This is a genomic window from Rhodococcus sp. ARP2 (assembly GCF_001029585.1).
GTDB classification, from domain to species: Bacteria; Actinomycetota; Actinomycetes; order Mycobacteriales; family Mycobacteriaceae; genus Rhodococcus_F; species Rhodococcus_F erythropolis.
The window spans coordinates 33,973-52,850 of record NZ_LEKE01000105.1 but is presented as its reverse complement, the minus strand read 5'-3'; the positions used below and the strand labels follow the sequence as shown (position 1 = coordinate 52,850).

The 18,878-nt window shown below is 62.5% G+C and carries 21 protein-coding genes; 11 read left to right on the top strand and 10 right to left on the bottom strand.

The window, feature by feature from the left end; translation table 11 throughout:
- Positions 1-70 precede the first annotated feature (70 nt).
- Positions 71-1,426 carry a threonine ammonia-lyase IlvA gene (gene ilvA / locus ABX74_RS26455; protein WP_019748851.1) on the top strand — a complete coding sequence of 452 codons (1,356 nt, stop codon included), beginning with the start codon at positions 71-73 and terminating at the stop codon, positions 1,424-1,426.
- A gap of 13 nt (positions 1,427-1,439) precedes the next feature.
- Here ilvA and ABX74_RS26450 read toward each other — a convergent pair whose 3' ends face one another.
- Positions 1,440-1,961, bottom strand: a complete 522-nt coding sequence (locus ABX74_RS26450; RefSeq protein WP_019748850.1) for a TetR/AcrR family transcriptional regulator — start codon at positions 1,959-1,961, stop codon at positions 1,440-1,442.
- Positions 1,962-2,089: 128 nt separating this feature from the next.
- Between ABX74_RS26450 and ABX74_RS26445 the strand changes: the two genes are divergently transcribed.
- Positions 2,090-3,634, top strand: coding sequence for an MFS transporter (locus ABX74_RS26445; protein ID WP_019748849.1), 1,545 nt, complete (start codon positions 2,090-2,092; stop codon positions 3,632-3,634).
- 50 nt (positions 3,635-3,684) lie between these two features.
- Here the strand turns inward: ABX74_RS26445 and treZ are convergent, their stop codons facing one another.
- Both treZ and ABX74_RS26435 read right to left on the bottom strand, forming a co-directional pair.
- On the bottom strand, positions 3,685-5,406 hold the full coding sequence (treZ, locus tag ABX74_RS26440; RefSeq protein ID WP_047890070.1) for a malto-oligosyltrehalose trehalohydrolase: 1,722 nt from the start codon (positions 5,404-5,406) through the stop codon (positions 3,685-3,687).
- Positions 5,407-5,475: 69 nt separating this feature from the next.
- The gene (locus ABX74_RS26435) at positions 5,476-6,837 is read right to left on the bottom strand and encodes an NAD(P)-binding domain-containing protein (protein ID WP_047890069.1); all 1,362 of its coding nucleotides are present in this window, start codon (positions 6,835-6,837) and stop codon (positions 5,476-5,478) included.
- 95 nt (positions 6,838-6,932) lie between these two features.
- On the opposite strand from ABX74_RS26435, the gene ABX74_RS26430 reads away from it, so the two are divergent.
- From ABX74_RS26430 to ABX74_RS26415, 4 genes are all read left to right on the top strand, one after another.
- Positions 6,933-7,817: a helix-turn-helix domain-containing GNAT family N-acetyltransferase gene (locus ABX74_RS26430; RefSeq protein WP_047890068.1), complete on the top strand. Its 885-nt coding sequence runs from the start codon at positions 6,933-6,935 to the stop codon at positions 7,815-7,817.
- A gap of 64 nt (positions 7,818-7,881) precedes the next feature.
- Positions 7,882-8,268 carry an ArsR/SmtB family transcription factor gene (locus ABX74_RS26425; RefSeq protein ID WP_020969839.1) on the top strand — a complete coding sequence of 129 codons (387 nt, stop codon included), beginning with the start codon at positions 7,882-7,884 and terminating at the stop codon, positions 8,266-8,268.
- Entirely contained in the window at positions 8,265-9,368 is a 1,104-nt protein-coding gene (arsB, locus tag ABX74_RS26420; RefSeq protein ID WP_020969838.1) for an ACR3 family arsenite efflux transporter, read from the top strand. Before ABX74_RS26425 ends, arsB begins: the two co-directional genes overlap by 4 nt.
- Entirely contained in the window at positions 9,365-9,778 is a 414-nt protein-coding gene (locus tag ABX74_RS26415) for an arsenate reductase ArsC (protein WP_007733138.1), read from the top strand. The genes arsB and ABX74_RS26415 overlap by 4 nt, the downstream gene beginning before the upstream one ends.
- A 21-nt stretch (positions 9,779-9,799) precedes the next feature.
- On the opposite strand, the gene ABX74_RS30800 is transcribed toward ABX74_RS26415, so the two are convergent.
- From ABX74_RS30800 to ABX74_RS26405, 3 genes are read right to left on the bottom strand one after another with little or no spacing between them, the layout of a single operon-like run.
- The gene (locus ABX74_RS30800; protein ID WP_256922339.1) at positions 9,800-9,931 is read right to left on the bottom strand and encodes a hypothetical protein; all 132 of its coding nucleotides are present in this window, start codon (positions 9,929-9,931) and stop codon (positions 9,800-9,802) included.
- A complete protein-coding gene (locus ABX74_RS26410) occupies positions 9,928-10,518 on the bottom strand; it encodes a TetR/AcrR family transcriptional regulator (protein WP_047890067.1) in 591 nt (196 codons plus the stop codon). Before ABX74_RS26410 ends, ABX74_RS30800 begins: the two co-directional genes overlap by 4 nt.
- Positions 10,519-10,558: 40 nt before the next feature.
- Complete coding sequence (locus tag ABX74_RS26405) at positions 10,559-12,571, bottom strand: MFS transporter (protein WP_024487828.1); 2,013 nt, start codon at positions 12,569-12,571, stop codon at positions 10,559-10,561.
- Positions 12,572-12,749: 178 nt separating this feature from the next.
- Here ABX74_RS26405 and ABX74_RS30075 point away from each other — a divergent pair, with 178 nt between their 5' ends.
- Genes ABX74_RS30075 through ABX74_RS26390 form a run of 3 tightly spaced genes read left to right on the top strand, consistent with a single transcriptional unit; the run spans position 12,750 to position 14,039 of the window.
- Positions 12,750-12,944, top strand: coding sequence for a DUF1918 domain-containing protein (locus ABX74_RS30075; protein ID WP_003941743.1), 195 nt, complete (start codon positions 12,750-12,752; stop codon positions 12,942-12,944).
- 57 nt (positions 12,945-13,001) lie between these two features.
- Positions 13,002-13,625, top strand: coding sequence for a TetR/AcrR family transcriptional regulator (locus tag ABX74_RS26395; RefSeq protein WP_047890066.1), 624 nt, complete (start codon positions 13,002-13,004; stop codon positions 13,623-13,625).
- A 57-nt stretch (positions 13,626-13,682) separates the two neighbouring features.
- Complete coding sequence (locus tag ABX74_RS26390) at positions 13,683-14,039, top strand: PLD nuclease N-terminal domain-containing protein (protein ID WP_019748838.1); 357 nt, start codon at positions 13,683-13,685, stop codon at positions 14,037-14,039.
- Position 14,040: 1 nt separating this feature from the next.
- Here the strand turns inward: ABX74_RS26390 and ABX74_RS26385 are convergent, their stop codons facing one another.
- Positions 14,041-14,931: a LysR family transcriptional regulator gene (locus tag ABX74_RS26385; protein ID WP_047890065.1), complete on the bottom strand. Its 891-nt coding sequence runs from the start codon at positions 14,929-14,931 to the stop codon at positions 14,041-14,043.
- A gap of 83 nt (positions 14,932-15,014) precedes the next feature.
- Here ABX74_RS26385 and ABX74_RS26380 point away from each other — a divergent pair, with 83 nt between their 5' ends.
- The gene (locus ABX74_RS26380) at positions 15,015-15,911 is read left to right on the top strand and encodes an EamA family transporter (RefSeq protein ID WP_047890064.1); all 897 of its coding nucleotides are present in this window, start codon (positions 15,015-15,017) and stop codon (positions 15,909-15,911) included.
- 34 nt (positions 15,912-15,945) lie between these two features.
- On the opposite strand, the gene ABX74_RS26375 is transcribed toward ABX74_RS26380, so the two are convergent.
- A complete protein-coding gene (locus ABX74_RS26375; protein WP_047890063.1) occupies positions 15,946-16,539 on the bottom strand; it encodes a TetR/AcrR family transcriptional regulator in 594 nt (197 codons plus the stop codon).
- 55 nt (positions 16,540-16,594) lie between these two features.
- Between ABX74_RS26375 and ABX74_RS26370 the strand changes: the two genes are divergently transcribed.
- Positions 16,595-17,014 carry a PaaI family thioesterase gene (locus ABX74_RS26370; protein WP_223258019.1) on the top strand — a complete coding sequence of 140 codons (420 nt, stop codon included), beginning with the start codon at positions 16,595-16,597 and terminating at the stop codon, positions 17,012-17,014.
- A gap of 6 nt (positions 17,015-17,020) precedes the next feature.
- On the opposite strand, the gene ABX74_RS26365 is transcribed toward ABX74_RS26370, so the two are convergent.
- Positions 17,021-17,950, bottom strand: a complete 930-nt coding sequence (locus ABX74_RS26365) for an NADP-dependent oxidoreductase (RefSeq protein WP_047890062.1) — start codon at positions 17,948-17,950, stop codon at positions 17,021-17,023.
- A 66-nt stretch (positions 17,951-18,016) separates the two neighbouring features.
- Complete coding sequence (locus ABX74_RS26360; RefSeq protein WP_047890061.1) at positions 18,017-18,829, bottom strand: mycofactocin-coupled SDR family oxidoreductase; 813 nt, start codon at positions 18,827-18,829, stop codon at positions 18,017-18,019.
- Between the last annotated feature and the right edge of the window lie 49 nt (positions 18,830-18,878).

Below are 18,878 nucleotides of genomic sequence, written 5' to 3'. Positions count from 1 at the left end.
CGCCCTGCCTCGCAGACCATGTGGGGCGGGGTGGTGGGAAGGTTGATCCCCGACGTGCGAAAATGGCGGAGTGTCTAACTCGCCCGATGTCGTAGTAACGAAGTCCACCGTCCCCGCGCTCGACGCGCAGGAGATCGACGCGGCCATCGAGCGAATTCAGCACGTCATTGCGGCGACACCCCTGCAGTACAGCGACCGTCTTTCGGCGTTGACCGGCGCGCACGTGTACCTCAAGCGCGAGGACCTCCAGGGCGTTCGTTCGTACAAGATTCGTGGCGCGTACAACCTGATCGCTCAGCTCAACGAGGCCGAGCGCGCGGCCGGCGTGGTGACTGCCAGTGCCGGTAACCATGCGCAGGGTGTTGCCTTCGCGTGCCGAACGATGCAGATCAAGGGTCGGATCTACGTTCCGGCAAATACCCCCAAGCAGAAGCGTGATCGCATCCGCGCCCACGGTGGAGCGTTTGTCGAACTGTTCATGATCGGTGAGACCTATGACGCCGCCGCTGCTGCGGCCGCGGAGGACGTAGCCGAAACCGGCGCAACCATGGTTCCCCCGTTCGACGACGTGCGCACCGCTGCGGGGCAAGGAACCATCGCAGCGGAGATTCTCACGCAACTGGACGCACCTCTCGACACGATCGTCGTGCCGGTCGGCGGCGGCGGTTGCATCGCGGGCATAGCCACCTATCTGCACGAGCGATCGCCCAAGACGTCGATCGTCGGGATCGAGCCGTCCGGCGCGGCGTCCATGACGGCCGCTCTCGTTGCCGGGGGCCCGGTGACTCTTCCCGACGTCGATCCATTTGTCGACGGGGCAGCGGTCAAGAGGATCGGCGATGTTCCCTACGAGGTCGTCTCACGTCTGGGTGCCGCCGTGGTGTCGCACGCGTCGTTGCCGCTCGTGGCTCGTCAACTTCAGACACGGTCCGGTTCGGGATCGTTTGTCGTCAATCAGATCGACGAGGGCGCTATCTGCACGGCGATGCTCGAGCTGTATCAGAGCGAGGGCATCATCGCCGAACCCGCGGGAGCGCTTTCCGTTGCGGCACTTCAGAATTTGACGTTCGAGCCGGGTTCGACCGTCGTGTGCCTGATTTCCGGTGGCAACAACGACGTCTCCCGTTACGGCGAAATCCTCGAGCGCTCGCTCGTTCACCTCGGGCTCAAGCACTACTTCCTGGTGGACTTTCCGCAGGAACCGGGAGCGCTCCGTCGCTTCCTCTCGGACGTGCTCGGGCCGGACGACGACATCGCGCTGTTCGAGTACGTCAAGCGAAACAATCGCGAGACGGGTGCCGCGTTGGTGGGTATCGAACTCGGTTCCGCCGACGGTTTGGCGGCCTTGCTCGAGCGAATGGAGCGCGCGCCGATGCAGTCCGAGAGGCTCGAGCCGGGAAGCCCGGCGTACCGCTATCTGACGTAAGGGACGCCCCCGGTCAGGGCCGCAGTCGCTCGACCACCTGTCGATGCAATTCGGGATCTGGCTGGGGGAGCCCGAGCATGGCCGCCAAGTACAGACCGTCGCCGACGAGTCGGATGATCTCGGCTTGTATGGGATCGGCGATCTCGGTCTGAAGGCCTTTGTCCCAGCTGCGCATCACGTGGGTAACGGCTTTCTGTATCTCGTCGTGTTGTCCGTCGACTGTTCTCAGTGCCGCGATGATCGACCGGAAGAGTGAGAGTTCTTCGCTTTCGTTCGCATCGGGGATCTGCAGATAGAACTCGGTGACCGTCGTACCGCCTGCTACGGCGTCTTCGAGTTGTTGATCCGAGCGTTCTCCGAGTCTGCGGACCATCGCCGCGAGGAGTGCTTCCTTGCTGGGGAAGTGATAGAGAAGTCCGCCCTTGGAAACCCCGGCTTCGGCGGCAACGCCTTCGAGCGTGACTTGGGCAACGCCGCTGACCAGCAGCAGCTTCTCCAGTGCGTCGAGAATTCGATCGCGAGTGTCGGCAGCCATGTGATGTGACCCTACCCGGAAATAACTTTACCGCTTGGACGGTTCACTGTTACCGTAGACCTACTGTACCGGCTGGACGGTTCAGTGAAATCTTTTCGAAAGAACTCAGAGAAAGTCGCAGGGGAGCAATGTCAGTGTCGGCAGATCAGACGTCTGCAATCAATCCCGACGAGGTTCGGGCGACAAAGCGTGACTGGGCGGGCTTGATAGTCCTTGCCTTTGCTGTGTTGCTCATCGCAGTCGACGGCACGGTGCTCGATCTTGCGCTTCCGTTCATCAGCGCCGACCTCGAGCCGAGCAGCACGCAGTTGCTGTGGATCATCGACGTCTATTCGTTCGTGCTCGCCGGTCTGCTCATCACCATGGGTACGCTCGGTGACCGGATCGGTAGGAGAAAACTGCTCCTGATCGGCGCAGTCGGCTTCGGTCTCGCCTCGATCATCGCCGCTCTTGCTGTCAGTCCCGAGATGCTCATTGCCGCCCGCGTGCTGCAGGGTATTTCCGGTGCAACGCTGATGCCGGCCACCCTCGGTCTGATCCGCACGATCTTCGTCAACCCGCGTCAGCGCACCGAGGCAATCGGTGTCTGGGGCGCGATGGCCGGTGGCGGTACAGCGGCAGGACCTTTGGTCGGTGGTTGGTTGCTCGAGCACTTCTGGTGGGGTTCGGTCTTCTTGATCAACATTCCGGTCATGATTGCGCTGGTTGTACTCGGCCCGATCCTGATCCCGGAGTCGAAAGACCCCAACCCGGGTCGATTCGACCTCATCAGCGCTGGTCTGTCGATGGCGACCATGTTGCCGTTGGTGTACGCGGTCAAGGAATCCGTGGTGCACGGCGTCAGCATCACGTTGCTGGTGATCGGCCTTGTGGGTCTCGCCGCCGGCTACGTGTTCGTGCGTCGTCAGCGGATGCTGAAGGATCCGATGTTGGATCTGAAACTGTTTGCCAATGCGTCGTTTTCCACCGCCGTCATCACCAACCTGCTCTCGATCTTCGCGCTGGCCGGTGTCCTGTTCTTCGGCTCGCAGTACCTGCAGTTGGTGCTGGGTAACTCGGCGCTCGACGCCGGCCTGCTGATGCTCCCGGGTATGTTGCTCAGCGCATTCACCGCGGTTGCGGCGGCCTGGTTGATTCGCCGGTGGTCGGTGTCTCACGTGCTCAGCGCAGGCCTCGCGGTTGCCGGAATCGGTGCTGCGATGCTGCTCGCCCTCGGGGTGGACAGCGGCCCGTTGATGTTCGTGATCGGCTTCGGTCTGGCCGGTGCAGGTGTCGGTGTCGCACTGACCCTGACGTCGGATCTTGTGGTCAGTTCGGTGGAACCCGAGCGTGCCGGCGCTGCGTCCGCGGTGTCGGAGACTGCGTACGAACTCGGTATCGCGCTCGGTGTGGCGATCCTGGGCAGCGTGGTGATGGCGATCTTCCGCAAGGGAATCGACACGTCCATGCTCGAAGCAGATCAGGCGCACGCTGCGCAGGGCACCCTCGGCGGTGCGCTGCAGGAAGCGACGTACCTACCTGGTGAACTCGGTTCGGTGCTTGCCGATTCCGCGAAGGCGGCGTTTGTCGACGGTATGCACGTTGCCGCCGGCGCAACCGCTTTGGTTCTGTTCGTCAGTGCCGCATTGGTATTGCGGATGCTGCGGAGTACACCAGAGAACGCGAAGCGTTGATGCGTGGAACGGTAGAACGCGAAGCGCTAGCTCCTGCAGAATCCGGGTAGTCAGCTTTCGAGTACGACGAACGAGTGCCCAGGCACGACTGTTGCGGACGCGGTCTCGTCCTGTGTCGGCGGATCCCACCAGAGGATGGGGGTTCCGCCGGCTGGGACCGAGGCCGCGTCCGTTCCCAGATTGCACACGATCTGTAATGCGCCGCGGCGCAGGGTGATCCACTGGTCGTCCTCGTCGTAGTCGACGTGCAGGTGCCCCAGCCAGGGGTCGGTGATCTCGATTCGCTTCTTGCGCAGGGCAAGGAGATCGCGATAGCACGCCAGGACGCGAGCATGTGTCTCGTCGGTTCGCTCGTCCCAGTCCAGTTTCGATCGCAGAAATGTCTGTGGATCTTGCGGATCCGGAATGTCGTCGCTGTTCCAGCCGTGTGCCGCGAACTCCGCCTTACGGCCCTTGGCGGTGGCCTCGCCGAGTTCCCGTTCCGGATGCGAGGTGAAGAACTGGAACGGAGTGGAGGCTCCCCATTCTTCTCCCATGAACAGCATCGGCGTGTACGGCGAGAGCAGGACCAGTGCTGCCTTGATCGCCAATTGTCCTGGCGTCAGATAGGCGCTCGGGCGGTCGCCGATCGCTCGGTTGCCGATCTGATCGTGAGTGCACGTGTATGCAAGCAGAGCACTGGCGGGCTGATGCGTGATGTCGATCGGCCGGCCGTGAACCCGCCCACGGAACGAGGAATACGTTCCGGCGTGGAAGAACCCGCGCCGCAATGTACTTGCAAGGGATTCCAAGGATCCGAAGTCGGCGTAATAACCCTGACGTTCGCCGGAGACGGCTGTGTGAATGGTGTGGTGGATGTCGTCGTCCCACTGCGCGTCCAAGCCGAACCCGCCCGCCGCTCGTGGCGTGATCAGAGTGGCGTCGTTGAGATCACTTTCGGCAATCAACGTGAGCGGTCGGCCCAGATGGGCCGACAGTGTTTCCGTTCGGACGGCGAGTTCCTCGAGGATGTGCGTTCCGGTGTGATCGACCAACGCGTGGACGGCGTCGAGGCGTAGGCCGTCGATGTGGAAATCACGCATCCATCGCAGGGCATTTCCGATGATGTATTCGCGAACCTCGCCCGACTGCGGGCCTCCGATGTTGATCGTTCGGCCCCAGGTGTTCGCGCCATCGGCAATGTAGGGGCCGAACTTTTCGAGGTAGTTGCCCGACGGGCCCAGGTGGTTGTAGACCACGTCCAGAATCACGCCGAGTCCACGTTCGTGGGCTGCATTCACCAAGCGCTGTAACCCGTCCGGGCCACCGTAGATCTCGTGGACCGTGTACCAGAGCACACCGTCGTAGCCCCAGTTGTGAGTTCCGTTGAAACCGTTGACCGGCATGATCTCGACGAACCCGACACCGAGGTCGACGAGGTGATCGAGACGCTCGATCGCGGCGTCGAAAGTTCCTTCGGGGGTGAACGTTCCGATGTGCAGTTCGTAGACCGACGATCCTGGGAGTTGCCGTCCGGTCCACTGAGAGTCGGTCCAGGACGCCTCGTCGAGTAGGTGCAGTTGGGAGCGGAGATGCACGCCTTCGGGCTGTCGCGGTGATCGTGGATCCGGAAGTGTTTCACCGTCGACGACAAAGCCGTAGCGAGCCTGGTTGTCGCAGTCGACCTCGCCTCGCCACCACCCGTCGTCGATCCGCTCCATGTCGTGCGTGATGCCATCGACTTCGACCCGGACCGATTCCGGCGTTGGCGCCCAGACCTCGAAAGTATGCACACGATCAGCATGCCTTGTTCGGTCGGATGTGGCAGCCCGGCGGGGTGGATCCGTCGTCATGGACTGTTTCTAGCCGCAGGTGTTGCCAGACGGAGCGGACAACGTGATCAGTTCCGGAGTGGGTGCGCCGCAGCATCCGCCCTCGGCTTCCCCGCCCTCGGCTTCCGCTGCGTCAGCTTCGTCGAAAACACCTGCACCGCCGCAGACTCCGGTCTCCGGAAGGATCAACTCGACCCGGGCTGCGGCTTCGTGATCGCCGGCGAGTTCGGCGGCGATGCTGCGAACCTGCTCGTAGCCGGTCATCGCCAGGAAGGTGGGTGCCCGGCCGTAGCTTTTCATTCCTGCCAAGTACACGCCTGGCTCCGGATGGCGAAGCTCCTTCGCGCCATGCGGGTACACCGTGCCGCACGAGTGGACGTTCGGGTCGATCAGTGGAGCCAACTCGACCGGTGCTTGTAAGACCGGGTCGAGGCCGAGTCGGATTTCCGAAAGCCAGGAAAGATCGGGGCGGAATCCGGTCAGCGTTATGACGTTGTCCACGTTCTCGATGCGATCACCCGCATCGGAGGCAAGTACGAGTTGTCCCGAAGGGGTTGTTGTCACCTCTGCGGTGCGGAAACCGGTGACCACTCTCAGCAATCCGTCATCGACGGCCTTCTTTGCGCGCAATCCCAGGGCGCCGCGAGCGGGCAGTTCGTCAGCTTCGCCGCCACCGAACGCTGAGCCGACGTTTCCTCGGCGGACCGCCCAGATGATGCGGGTGCTCGGAGCCCGCTCCGCCAACCCCGACAGCGCAACGATCGCCGTCAGCGCAGAGTGGCCGCTCCCCGCGATGACCGTGTGTTTTCCGGCGAACTGTGCACGCACAGCCGGATCGTCGAGATCAGGAACCCGGTACCTGATCGCAGTGCCCACAGCGCCCTCGCCGAGGGCGGGAAGACCTTCACCGCCGAGCGGGTTGGGAGTACCCCAGGTGCCGGATGCGTCGACAACCGCCTGGGCGAACACGCGGTCCTCGGTTCCGTCACGGCGGCGCAGATGAATCGAGAGGGGTTCGGTATCGCGGCCGGCGTCGACGACCAGGTCACGTCCGCGTCGGGCTACGCCGACCACTTCGGTGTCGAACTGGACCAGGTCGCCGAGGGCCGAGGCGAGTGGTTCGAGGTAGAGCTCGCGCCATTGACTGCCAGTCGGGTAGGTCTGCCCGTCCGGTGAGCTCCATCCATTCTGGTCCAGGAGTCGCCGCGCGGCAGGGGAGACGAGTTCGGACCACCGGGAGAACAGTCGAACGTGATTCCACTCGGAGATCGCAGCACCGGCTGTGCTTCCGCGCTCGAAGACAAGGGGTGTGAGTCCGCGTTCGCGCAGTTCTGCTGCAGCTGCCAGGCCGATCGGGCCGGCCCCGATCACGACAACGGGTAGGGGGTTCATCTCGTACCTTTCATCGACGATTATCGATCTAAGTTGAACTGTATCGACAATCATCAATGTAGGCAACCATCGACAGCTGTCGATATAGTGGAGAGATGACATCGCTGCAGACTCCGACGGTGCGCGTCGGTGATTCGGACCCGGATCAGATTGGTTCTTCCGTCCTCGCGCAGGGCGATGCCGATACCTACGCGCAGTGGTTCGCCTGCCTTGCCGAGCCGATGCGCGTCCGATTGCTTCACCGGGTGGCGAGCGCGGTCGGTGGTATTACCGTCGGAGCGCTCGCCGAAGCGTTGGGGATCGGACAACCGACGGTGTCGCACCACCTGCGCAAGCTCGCCGATGTGGGTTTTGTGACCATGCGTAAGGAGGGGACGAGCACGGTCGTCGCGGTGAATCCGACGTGTTGCGTTGCCTTGCCGCAGGCGGCGGACGTGGTGATGGGAGTCCTTGCTCCGCGTCCTTGCTGCCCGAGTGATCTGCCCGACGATGTCTCTGTCCGGGCCATGATCGACGACGACTGGGATGCGGTTCGCCGTATTTACGGCGAGGGTATCGACACCCGAAATGCCACCTTTGCTACTGAGGTCCCCTCGCGTGAGCATCTCCACGAACGGTGGCTGTCGAAGCATCGGTGGGTCGCGACTATCGAGGGTGTTGTTGTCGGTTGGGCTGCGTTGAGTCCAGTTTCCGAGCGTGACTGCTACCGCGGGGTGGCGGAAAAATCCGTGTACGTCGCGGGCGGAATGCGTGGTCGGGGTGTCGGAAAGGCGTTGTTGCGCAAGCAAGTCATGGCCGCTGATGTCGACGACCTCTGGACACTGCAGACGTCGATATTTCCCGAGAATCGCGCCTCCATCTCGCTGCATCATTCGGCCGGGTTCAGAACTATCGGTCTCCGCGAGAAGATTGCCCAGCTCGACGGTGTGTGGCGTGACACCGTTCTGCTCGAACGACGTGCGGTGACCGCCGAGGGGTGAGTCCGGGATCCGGCCGACCGAGCACTCGATTGCGCGTTGATTCGATATCTGTCAATATCGAAGAATGTCGAATCAAGAGTCACCGGAGTCCGAGCCTTGCTGCACCCCGCTCGTCCGTGAACCGCTGACCGAGGATTGGGCCGGCGATTTGTCGCGGATGTTCAAAGCCCTCGGCGATCCGGTTCGTCTCCGCTTGCTGAGCTTGGTGGCAAGTCACGAGGGTGGTGAAGCCTGCGTCTGCGACATCTCCGACTCGTTCGATCTATCTCAGCCGACGATCTCGCATCATCTCAAGGTGTTGCGCCAGGCCGGGCTGCTCGACTGTGAACGTCGCGGGACCTGGGTGTACTACTGGGTGATTCCTACTGCACTGCAACAGCTTTCCGCCGTTCTACTGGTTGAAGGTACGAGCGTGAGTGTCGCGGACGCGTGCGCAGAGGTCACCGCATGAGCAACACCGCTGCCACCACCGAACACCCCGAAGTCGTCGGAAAACTCTCCACCCTCGACCGCTATCTGGCGGTCTGGATCGGCGTGGCCATGGTCGTCGGCCTGCTGGTTGGACGCTGGATCCCCGGTGTGAACACTGCCCTGGACAAGGTGCAGATCGACGGCATCTCGTTACCGATCGCCCTCGGCCTGCTGATCATGATGTACCCGGTGTTGGCGAAAGTTCGCTACGACCGCCTCGACACAGTCACCGGGGACAAGAAACTCCTCGCCGGCTCCCTGTTCCTGAACTGGGTTCTCGGCCCGGCGCTGATGTTCGCCCTCGCCTGGCTGTTTCTGCCTGACCTGCCGGAATACCGAACCGGTTTGATCATCGTCGGTCTCGCTCGCTGTATCGCGATGGTGATCATCTGGAACGACCTGGCCTGCGGAGACCGCGAAGCCGCCGCGGTGCTGGTCGCCATCAACTCGGTGTTCCAGGTGATCATGTTCGCCGTGCTCGGTTGGTTCTACCTCTCGGTCCTGCCCGGGTGGCTCGGCCTCGAACAGACCACCATCGACACCTCGCCCTGGCAGATCGCGAAATCGGTCCTGATCTTCCTCGGTATCCCGCTGCTGGCAGGTTTTCTGTCCCGCTTCTTCGGTGAACGCGCCAAAGGCCGCGACTGGTACGACAACAAGTTCATCCCCAAGATCAGCCCCTGGGCGCTCTACGGTCTGCTGTTCACCATCGTCGTGCTCTTCTCGATGCAGGGCGAACAGATCACCTCCCAGCCTTGGGATGTCGTCCGGATCGCGCTGCCCTTGCTCGCGTACTTCGCGCTCATGTGGGGCGGAGGCTACATCCTCGGCGCCGCAATCGGATTGGGCTATGAACGCACGACGACCCTGGCGTTCACCGCCGCGGGCAACAACTTCGAACTCGCGATCGCCGTAGCCATCGCCACCTACGGCGCCACCTCGGGGCAAGCTCTTGCCGGTGTTGTCGGCCCGCTGATCGAGGTACCGGTGCTCGTCGGGCTGGTCTATGTTTCCCTTGCTCTACGCAAACGCTTTGCAGTCAAAGAGGTTTCATCCAGTCGAGAAAGAGCGAGGTCATGAGCAAACCATCGGTGTTGTTCGTCTGCGTCCACAATGCCGGCCGATCTCAGATGGCCGCGGGATTCCTGAGCCATCTCGCAGGCGACGCCATCGAGGTCCGTTCCGCCGGATCCGCACCCGCCGAGACCGTCAATTCGGCAGCGGTCGAGGCGATGGCAGAGCGCGGTATCGATATCTCAGCTCAGTCTCCGAAGATCCTCACCGTTGACGCCGTCCAGGATTCGGATGTCGTCATCACCATGGGCTGCGGCGACACGTGCCCGATCTTCCCCGGCAAGAGCTACCGAGACTGGGTTCTCGACGATCCGGCCGGACAGGGCCTCGAAGCGGTTCGCCCGATCCGTGACGAAATCGAGCGTCGCGTTCAAGCCTTGATCGCTGAACTCACCACTGCCGCGAAGTCTCCCTGACCGATCGGGGAATCGACAGGATCATTCGTCGGCGGGCTCGATGTGTTCGGCACCGAGGACCGAGAGTCGGTATTCCTGTGCGTCCTGCTCGGTTTCGAAATCTTTCTCTTCGAGGAGGTTTCGATCGGCGTCGAGGTATCGGTAGGTAGTCATTCCTCCACCGTGCCACTGATGTCCGGTTCGTGCTCGGATACCGGTTCGATTTCGTCGACGACTGTTTGAATCAGACTTCCGTAGCGCCGGATCAGGTCCTTCGACGACAACGAATCCTCACCGAGGAGTTCGAGCGTTCGCATGCCGGTGGCAAGTCCGAGCAACAGTGAGACGACGACCTGGCTGCGAACCAAACCGGGCTCGGTGTCGCCGATGCGTCGCGCGATCCCGTGAACGTATCGTTCCTTGATCTCTGCCCGGGCGGCGTCCGGATCTGGCGCCTCGTGAACGTGTACTGCGAGCATTGCCCACGGATCGGTTTCGTCGGATTCTCTACGAGCGACAAGTTTCTCGACCAGTTGACAGCCGATGTTTCCGGTGGCGTCGGCATTCGGATCCTCGTCCATCGGAGGTGCGGACGGGATCGCAGACGAATACAACCGAGCTTTGCTGCCGTAGATCTTCATGACCAGGGCAGGGGAGTAACCGGCTGCGACCGCGATGTCCTTGATGGTCGTCGATGCGTAACCTCGTTCCGCGAACAAGGCTTTCGCTGCTGTGAGGATGCTGGCTTCACCGCTGCTCATTCCGCTCGCCTCGATACCCGATCGCCATGCGTTTGGTTGCTCATACTGTCGTCAACGGCTCGGCATCGACGGGTACGTCGAAGTCGACGACGGTGGACTGCGCGATGACCGCTATCTGACGAGCCAATGTGCCGTGTCCACTCTCGGTCAGCGCGGTCAGGATGTACCGGCCGGATGTCGGGAGTGCGATTCCGTAGTGCCCGGTTCCGTCGGTGACGGTGGATGCGACGAATTCGCCGGTCGGTTTCGTGAGTGTGACGACGGTTCCCGAGGTTGTTCGGCCGTCGACTCCGACCTTGCCGGAGATGGTGAGCCGGTCACCGAGTTCGACGGTGTGCGTCGATTGCGCGCTGTCGAAAGCGATCACCTGCGACCGAGGGGACCAGCCGTCGGCACTCGTCACTACCAAGTACCGTCCGGGCCGGGGTAGTGCGAGGGAGAAGTTGCCCTCGTTGTCGGCGCGACTCCAGTCGATCGGTCGCCCCTCCATGTCCATCACGGTGACAACAGCCTGCCGGATCGGTCGGCTGTCGGCTCGGACCACACGACCGGCAACCACAATTTCCGTTTCGGACACGGCGGCGTCGGGAAGCTCGAACCCTTCCGGGGTCACCGGGCGAAGCGCCGTTTCCGGTTTTGCGCCGCGGCGAGGAATGAACGCAGCGGCAGCGGCAGCAGCCACGGCGGCGAGGGCGGCCAGCCAGAAGATGTTCTTGAAGGCGTCGATCGACGGAAGGCCCTCGCCCGGCCCGGACGGGATGACCATCGAGGTGAGCATGGCGGCAACCACTGCACTGGATGTGGACGTACCGACTGAGCGGAGCAGCGAATTGAGGCCGTTTGCCGACGCGGTTTCGGTGATCGGAACCGATCGCATGATCAGCATCGGCATCGCGGAGTAGGCGATTGCAGTTCCGATGCTGACCACCGCCGCGCTGATGATGATCAGTGCTATCGAGCCGGTCAGGAACACGCGCGCGATGTAGGCGAGCGCGAGCACAGTGCCGCCGACGATCAGGGTGATCTTGGCTCCGAATCGTTTCGTGATGTTCGCGGAGACGGGAGCGAAGAAGACCATCGCGAGGCCTGCCGGAATCATGCACAGTCCGGCCGCCATCACTCCCAGTTCGAAGCCGTAGCCGGAGATCTTCGGCATCTGGAGTTGTTGAGTGGTGGAGAGGTTGTTCGCATACATCGAGAAGCCGACGAGGATCGAGGCGACGTTGGTCAGGAGAACGGGCCGCTTGGCCGACGTTCGCAAGTCGACCATCGGCTGGGTGACGCGAAGTTCGTACGGGAACCACAGTGCGAGCGTCACGATTCCGATGACGAACATGAGCAATGTCAGTTCGCTCGTCCATCCCCAACGGGCCCCCTTGGAGATGGCGAGGAGGATCGCCGTGAGTGCTGTCGAGAGCATGACCGCGCCGAGGAAGTCGAATTTGCCGCGGGTGCGAACACTCGATTCCGGGACGACGGCGGCTACCGCGATGATCAACAGGACGCCCACGATCGCCGAGAGCCAGAAGATGGCGGGCCAGCCTAGATGCTCGAAGATCAACCCGGACAGGGGGAGCCCGAGTGCGCTGCCGATTCCGAGAGTGGCACTCATCAAGGCTGTTGCCGACGCCACCTTCTCCTTGGGCAGTTCGTCGCGCATGATGCTGATTCCGACGGGGATCATCGAGATCGCGAAGCCCTGGAGGCCACGGCCGATCAGCAGGGCGACAAAGTTGCCGCCGATCGCCGCGACCAGTGATCCGACCACGATCATCGTCATCGAGATCAGCATCATGCGCCGTTTTCCGAACATGTCCGCCAGGCGGGAGACGATCGGAGTGGCGACGGCGCTCGTGAGGAGTGTGACGGTGACGAGCCAGGAGGCGTCGTCAGCGCTGACGCCGAGGATTTTCGGGAAATCGGGCAACAACGGAATGACCATCGTTTGCTGCAGCGCGACCACGGTGCCGGAAAGACAGAGAATTGCGGTGATGAGCCGACTTGAACGGCGAGTGGTCGGAGACGAGTGCAATGCCAAGAGACGGTCCTTCACGCGGCGGTGGTGAACGGGAATTCACCCATGAGTGAACCACTGTTCACCCCTCGCTGTCACCTTCGGTGAATATGCGATTCCTCACGACGGCAACCCGTCCAGGGTTTCCAAGTCGGTATCGCGGGAACAACGTCAGTGGTTGGTCTGCGCCCGCGCGAGCGGGCAGCGAGGAGGAGTGATGCATGCCGAAGTGGGTGACCGTCTCCATGTCCAGGGGCGCGTGGTTGGGCAGGCGGAGGTAACTGCCGAGGTCCTCGAAGTCCACGGGGAGGACGGAGGGCCGCCCTATCTGGTCAGGTACGACAACGGGCACGAGGCGTTGGTGTTTCCCGGTAGCGACGGCTGGATAGATCACCCCGGAAAAGGCTCTTGAACTGCACGATTCTTTCCATGCATGGCCGTTGCATCGAATGCGGCTAAAGTGTGCGCAATGGAGGGCATACGCCAGTACCACTCCCGCGTGCGTGAAGCTTCCGCACAGCGAACGCGTGAACTCATTCGTGATGCGGCGACGACCTTGTTTGTCCGAGACGGATACGTCAGTGCCACCGTCAAACAGATTGCCGACTCGGCCGGCGTCGCCAATCGGACGGTGTTCACAGCCTTCCCGGGCGGGAAGCTCGAGATCTTCGAAGCGGCCCTCGCCGCGGCGCTCGATGCCGACGAGGTTCCACTCGGCGCGCCGAACCTGGCCTCGGACCCCGATGACGTTCGCCGGATCGTCTCCCAGATCGTGGCACAGGGCATCGGACTGCTCGAACGTGCCGGCGCTCTGATGATGGTCGCGGTCGAATCGTCAGGTGCGGATGCCGACATGCGGCGACTGTCCGAGGAATCGTCGGATCAGTCGGCCGTCAATGCGATGTCGATAGCCGAGGGTCTGTCCGAGCATGGATTGTTGAGGCCCGAGATTTCGCTCGAGAAAGCCGCGGGCATACTTGCCGCTTTCGTCTCGCCTCAGCTTCATCAGCAATTGCGTCGGGTCAGTGGATGGGATGTCGATGCATACCGAGGATGGCTCGAGTTCAACATTCGCCAGAATCTAATGTACTAATCGGTCTGTTTTCGTTAGCATGGCGAGGGTTTTTTATTCTCGGGAGGAATCGCCAGCGTGCCCTATGCCTTGTTCGGCCTCATCACGATGTTGCTGTGGATTTTCTGCATCGTCGACGCTATCACGAGAGATGACGCCTACATCCAGTACCTACCCAAGGTCGTCTGGATTCTGATCATCATCTTCCTTCCCACCTTGGGGTCCGTTCTGTGGCTGGTGGTCGGGCGCGGACAGAACGCGCCCCGCGGTTACGTCGGCCCAACCGGTTACGGCGAATACGAGCGTCCGGGACGCGCCGTTGCGCAGGATCCGGCGGCGGACGAAGCATTCTTGCGTCAGTGCCGCGAGCGGGCGGAAGAGCAGCGTCGAATTGCCAAGCAGCAGCGCCGCGACGGCGACGCTGATCGGATTTGAGTTATCGGTAGGCCGTGAGACGGTCCAGCACGAGCCGAAGCGGCGGCCACGACGATCGGCCGCGACGCGTCACCGCATAGGCGGTGAGGATGACAGGCGGATCGGTCAGCGGCACGACGCGTACGCCTTCGCGGGTCTTGCGTTCGAGTGGCATCAGCCCCACGCCGTAACCACTGAGGATCAAGAGTTCGACCAAGTCGAGACTGTCGATCTGGTGAGTGATCCGAGGGGTGAATCCAGCCAGTGACGCGAGGGTCCGCACGGCCCGCTCGTCGGCTGTATTTCGCGAGTTCACTATCCATGGTGTGTCTGCGAAGGCACGGAGATCGATCCCGGATTTCGTGGACTCGTCGGGTGTGTGGGCGTTGTCGGGAACGCATAATCCCCACGGCGTCGACCAGAGCGGTAGTGCTTCGAGTAACGAGCTCGGGGATGCGGGGGCGAGGTTGTAGTCGTACGTCAGCGCGAGGTCCAGGTCATCTCGTTCGAGTAGGGCAAAAGCCTCGGCCGGTTCGTACTCGCAGATCACCACGTCTAACTGTGGATGGCTGTGTTGCAGGCTCAGGGCGACGGGGAGCATCGCGGTTCTGACGGCAGTAGCGAATCCGCCGACTCTCAATGTCCCCTCCGGTTCGGCGGTCGGATCGAGGTCCAGGCGAGCTGCATCCACGGCTGCCAGGATGGTGACGGCATGATCGGCGAGTCGTTGACCGGCAGGCGTGAGGCGAACGCGTCGGCCTTCCGGTTCGATCAATGAAGTACCGGTTTCCGCGGTCAAAGCCGCGAGCTGTTGGGACACTGTCGATGTCGTGAGGTTGTGAGCTTCGGCGACCGCGCGCATGGAACCCAAGCGGGAGAGTTCGAGGAGGAGATGGAGTCGACGGGTTTCCATCGTTCGATCATTCACTAATCGTGAACATAATGTAGGTCAAGATCGCGTGGACACGAACGGTTGGCGTCCCGTTCAATTCAGCTATGGATACGAAAGCGCGGGCCGGAGTGGGCCTGGCTGTTCTGGCGATGTTGTGCGTGCAGCTCGGACTCGCCGTGTCGGTGGGTCTGATCGATCAGCTCGGAGCAGACGGAGCAGCGTGGATACGTCTCGCCTGGGCGGGCATCATTCTTCTGATCATCGTCAGGCCCCGTCCCTCCGCGTTCACTCGCAAAGCGTTTCTGGCCTGCGTGGTCCTGGGTGTGGTCACCGCCGGCATGACGCTGTTGTTCATGGCGGCCGTCGAGCGTCTTCCTCTGGGAACGGCAAGCGCGCTGGAGTTCTTGGGTCCGCTGACGGTTGCTTTGCTCCGGGGGCGTGGCCGCGTTCTGTGGCCGGTTCTGGCAGGCGTGGGCGTAGTCCTTCTCACCGAACCGTGGGCAGGGACAGTCGATATGGTCGGTGTGGCGTACGCACTTGGCGCGGCGCTCTGCTGGGCGATGTACATACTGCTCACCCAGCGGGTCGGCGACGAGGTTGCCGGTATCAACGGGCTGGCGGTGTCGATGGCGGTTGCCGGGTCGGCCGCGACAATTGCCGTGGGCCACTCGGCCATTGGGCGGCTGACCCCGCACCTGGTTCTCGTGGGCCTCGGACTTGCGATCTTGCTGCCCGTCGTGCCGTTCGTTCTGGAGATGGTCTCACTGCGGCGGCTGTCGACGGCAGCATTCGGCACGCTGATGAGTCTCGAGCCCGCTTTCGCGCAGCTCATCGGTCTTGTTGTGTTGCAACAAGTTCCGAGTGTTCTGGCAGTGGCAGGTATCGCATGCGTCGTCGTTGCGGGGATCGGCGCGGCCCGCGGTGGTGCTCGGGGTGGTGGCGGGATGCCGGCAGGCCCACCCTCCGATTCCGAGCGAACGTACCTTTCGGCGCCTTCATGAGACCGAGAGTGCCGTTCGCTCAGGGTGTGTCGGCTCAGTGCGCGGCCGCCGAAGCGATTGCTCCGTCGAACACGTCGGCGACCTCGCCGAGTGAATCGAGGATCGGCTGACCTGATCGTTCGACGCGAGCCCGCACCAGCGAACCCTCGAGTGCGGACACTGCCAGGACTGCAAGCCGTTCCGCTCGAGTGCGTGCGACACCGGACTCGATCAGTGAGTCGCGTAGTAGCGAAGTCCACTGTCGGTAGACCGCCTGTCCTGCGGCTGTCACGCTCTCCGAATCGGGGGCAAGTTCCAACAACACCGTCGTGATCGGCGAGCCTTCGTGGAAGTCCGAATCGCTCACCCATCCAGCGAGCCGCCGCGCATACTCGCGCAGCAGTGCTCCGGCGTCTGGGTGGTTGTCGGCGAGTTCGGTCAGAGTGTCGGTGACCAACTGCCCGCCGACGCGGACGACCTCTTCACCGATCTGCTCTTTGCCGCCGGGAAAGTAGTGGTAGAGCGAACCTTTCGGGGCGCCACTCGACTTGAGGATCTCGTTGAGTCCCGTAGCCGCATACCCCTGGCGGCGAAACAGATCGGCGGCAGCTCGTACCAGTGCTTCGCGGTGTTTCGGGGGAGTCGCCACGAATTGGAGCTTAAACACCCCAGCGATCCACCACAATCTATGTAGACTGGTCTACATGGAACATTCGGAAATGCTGGAACAGTTGCGCGCAGTCAACGCCTCGGCGGCCTTCAACCGGTGGGCCGGATTCGAAGTGACGGAGGCCGAACCAGGACGTGTCTGCCTGCGGCTCGAATGGCGTGAGGATCTCGGCCAGTACTCGGGACACTTGCACGCTGCGCTTGTGGCGGGACTTATCGACACTGCGTGCGGATTTGCCGCCTTTACACAGGTTGGTGTCGTGGCGGCGTCCAACTGCGCGGTCAATTTCGTGAGCCCGGGAGTCGGAACGGCATTCGTCGCCACGGCACGCTCGGTCAAGGCTGGGCGCAAGCAGGTGTTCGTCACTGCCGAGGTACATGCCGAACGCGAAGGCGAATCCGTGCTCGTCGCGTTCGGCACTACCCTCTTGGTTCCACTCGCCGTTCAGGCTTAGGGAACCTCAGGGAATGAGGATGAACTTCCCGGCGGGATGAGAACTCTGCAACTCGGTGTGAGCGAGGGTGACGTCTGCGAGCGGGAAGGTCTTGGCGATCTTCACGGTGAGGTGTCCCGACCCGGCTTGTTCGACCAGTTCGGAGCGAGCCTTCAAACGTGCTTCGGCACTTGCCGGATTGCCTCCGCCGACAGACGCGAAGCCGTCGGTCTGGGCGCGTCCGAACGCGACGATGGTGACGACACGGCTCTTGTCGGCGACCAATGCCAGAGATGTATCGACGGCTTCGTCAGTTCCGGCGGTGTCGAAAGCAGCGTCGACACCGTTCGGTGCGAGTTCACGAACGCGGGCTTCGAGGCCCTCGCCGTAGAGCACCGGCGTGGCGCCGAGCGAGCGCACGTAGTCCTGATTCGATGCTCCCGCAGTGCCGATCACGGTGGCACCGCGTGCTGCGGCGAGCTGAACCGCAATAGCGCCGACGCCACCGGACGCGCCGTGGATGAGGACGGTGTCCCCGGAGCCGACGCGAATGGTGTCGAGGGCATCGACTGCAGTTCCGCCGACGAGAAGGAGTCCGGCCGCCTGTTCCCAGCTGATGCCGGCGGGCTTCGCGGTGATCGAGGAGACCGGAACGACTACCTGTTCGGCGTAAAGACCGTTGCCGGGGCTGACGATCACTTCGTCGCCGACTGCAACACCGGTAACGCCGTCGCCGACCGCCGAGACGACGCCCGCTGCCTCGCCGCCGAGGCGGATCGGAAGTTTCTCGGGATCAGTGCCGAAAGCACCGCTGTAGAGCTTGAAGTCGAAGGGATTGACGCCGATCGCCTTCACGTCGACCAGGACTTCGCCTGATTTCGGTGCCGGTAAATCGATGTCCACCAGCTCCAGGACCTCGGGCGTGCCGTACGTCTGCGCTACAACAGTTTTGGTCATGTCTCGCGCAACCGTCCTCGGGGAAGCGATATTCCCCGAGGACGGGAAAAACTCGAGAAGATTCGATCAGCGGATCAGGGTGCCCAGATCGAGCGGCATCGCGATGCCGGTGATGTGATGGGCCTCGTCGGAACCGAGGAACGCGACGGCTGCGGCGATGTCCTCCGGCTGGCTGACCGGGTCTGGCAAGGTCTGCATGAAGATCGGACCGAGGGTGTGAGCGTTGGCGTCGATGAGCGGCCGCATGTCCGTCATCTGCATTCCGGTTTCCACGCCGTGCGGGTGGATGGTGTTGACCCGAATGTTGTACTGCCCCAATTCCGAGGCCATCGTCTTGGCCAGACCGGTGATGCCGTGTTTGCTCGCGACGTAGTGGCCGAGGAAGGGGAGCCCACGCAGGCCGGCGACGGAGCTGGTGAAGATGATCGAGCCACCGGTGCCTTGCTTGATCAGGTGCGGGATCGCTGTCTTGGCGGTGTGAAAGACGCCGGTCAGGTTGACGTCGAGCGTTTCCTGCCACTGCTCGGGCGTGATTTCCCAGGACATGTTGGCAGAACAGATTCCGGCGTTCGCGACGACGACGTCGAGGCGCCCCAGTTCGTCGATGCCGGCATCGAGCGCCGCGGACAGCGCAGAGAAGTCGCGGACGTCGGTCTTGGTAGCGACAATTCGTCGGTCCAGAGCCTTGACCAGTTCGACTGTCTCGGCCAGGTCGTCTTCGGTGGCGCCGGCGTAAGACGTGGATTCGAATTGAACACACGCGTCGACGGCGATGATGTCTGCGCCCTCTTCTGCCAGCCGGACAGCTTCCGCCCGCCCCTGACCGCGGGCTGCTCCGGTGATGAAGGCAACTTTTCCGGTGTATCGATTGGCAGTCATGCTCAAACCTCCGAATAGTGGTGACGATCTGCTCTTCGGAAGTTAGCGC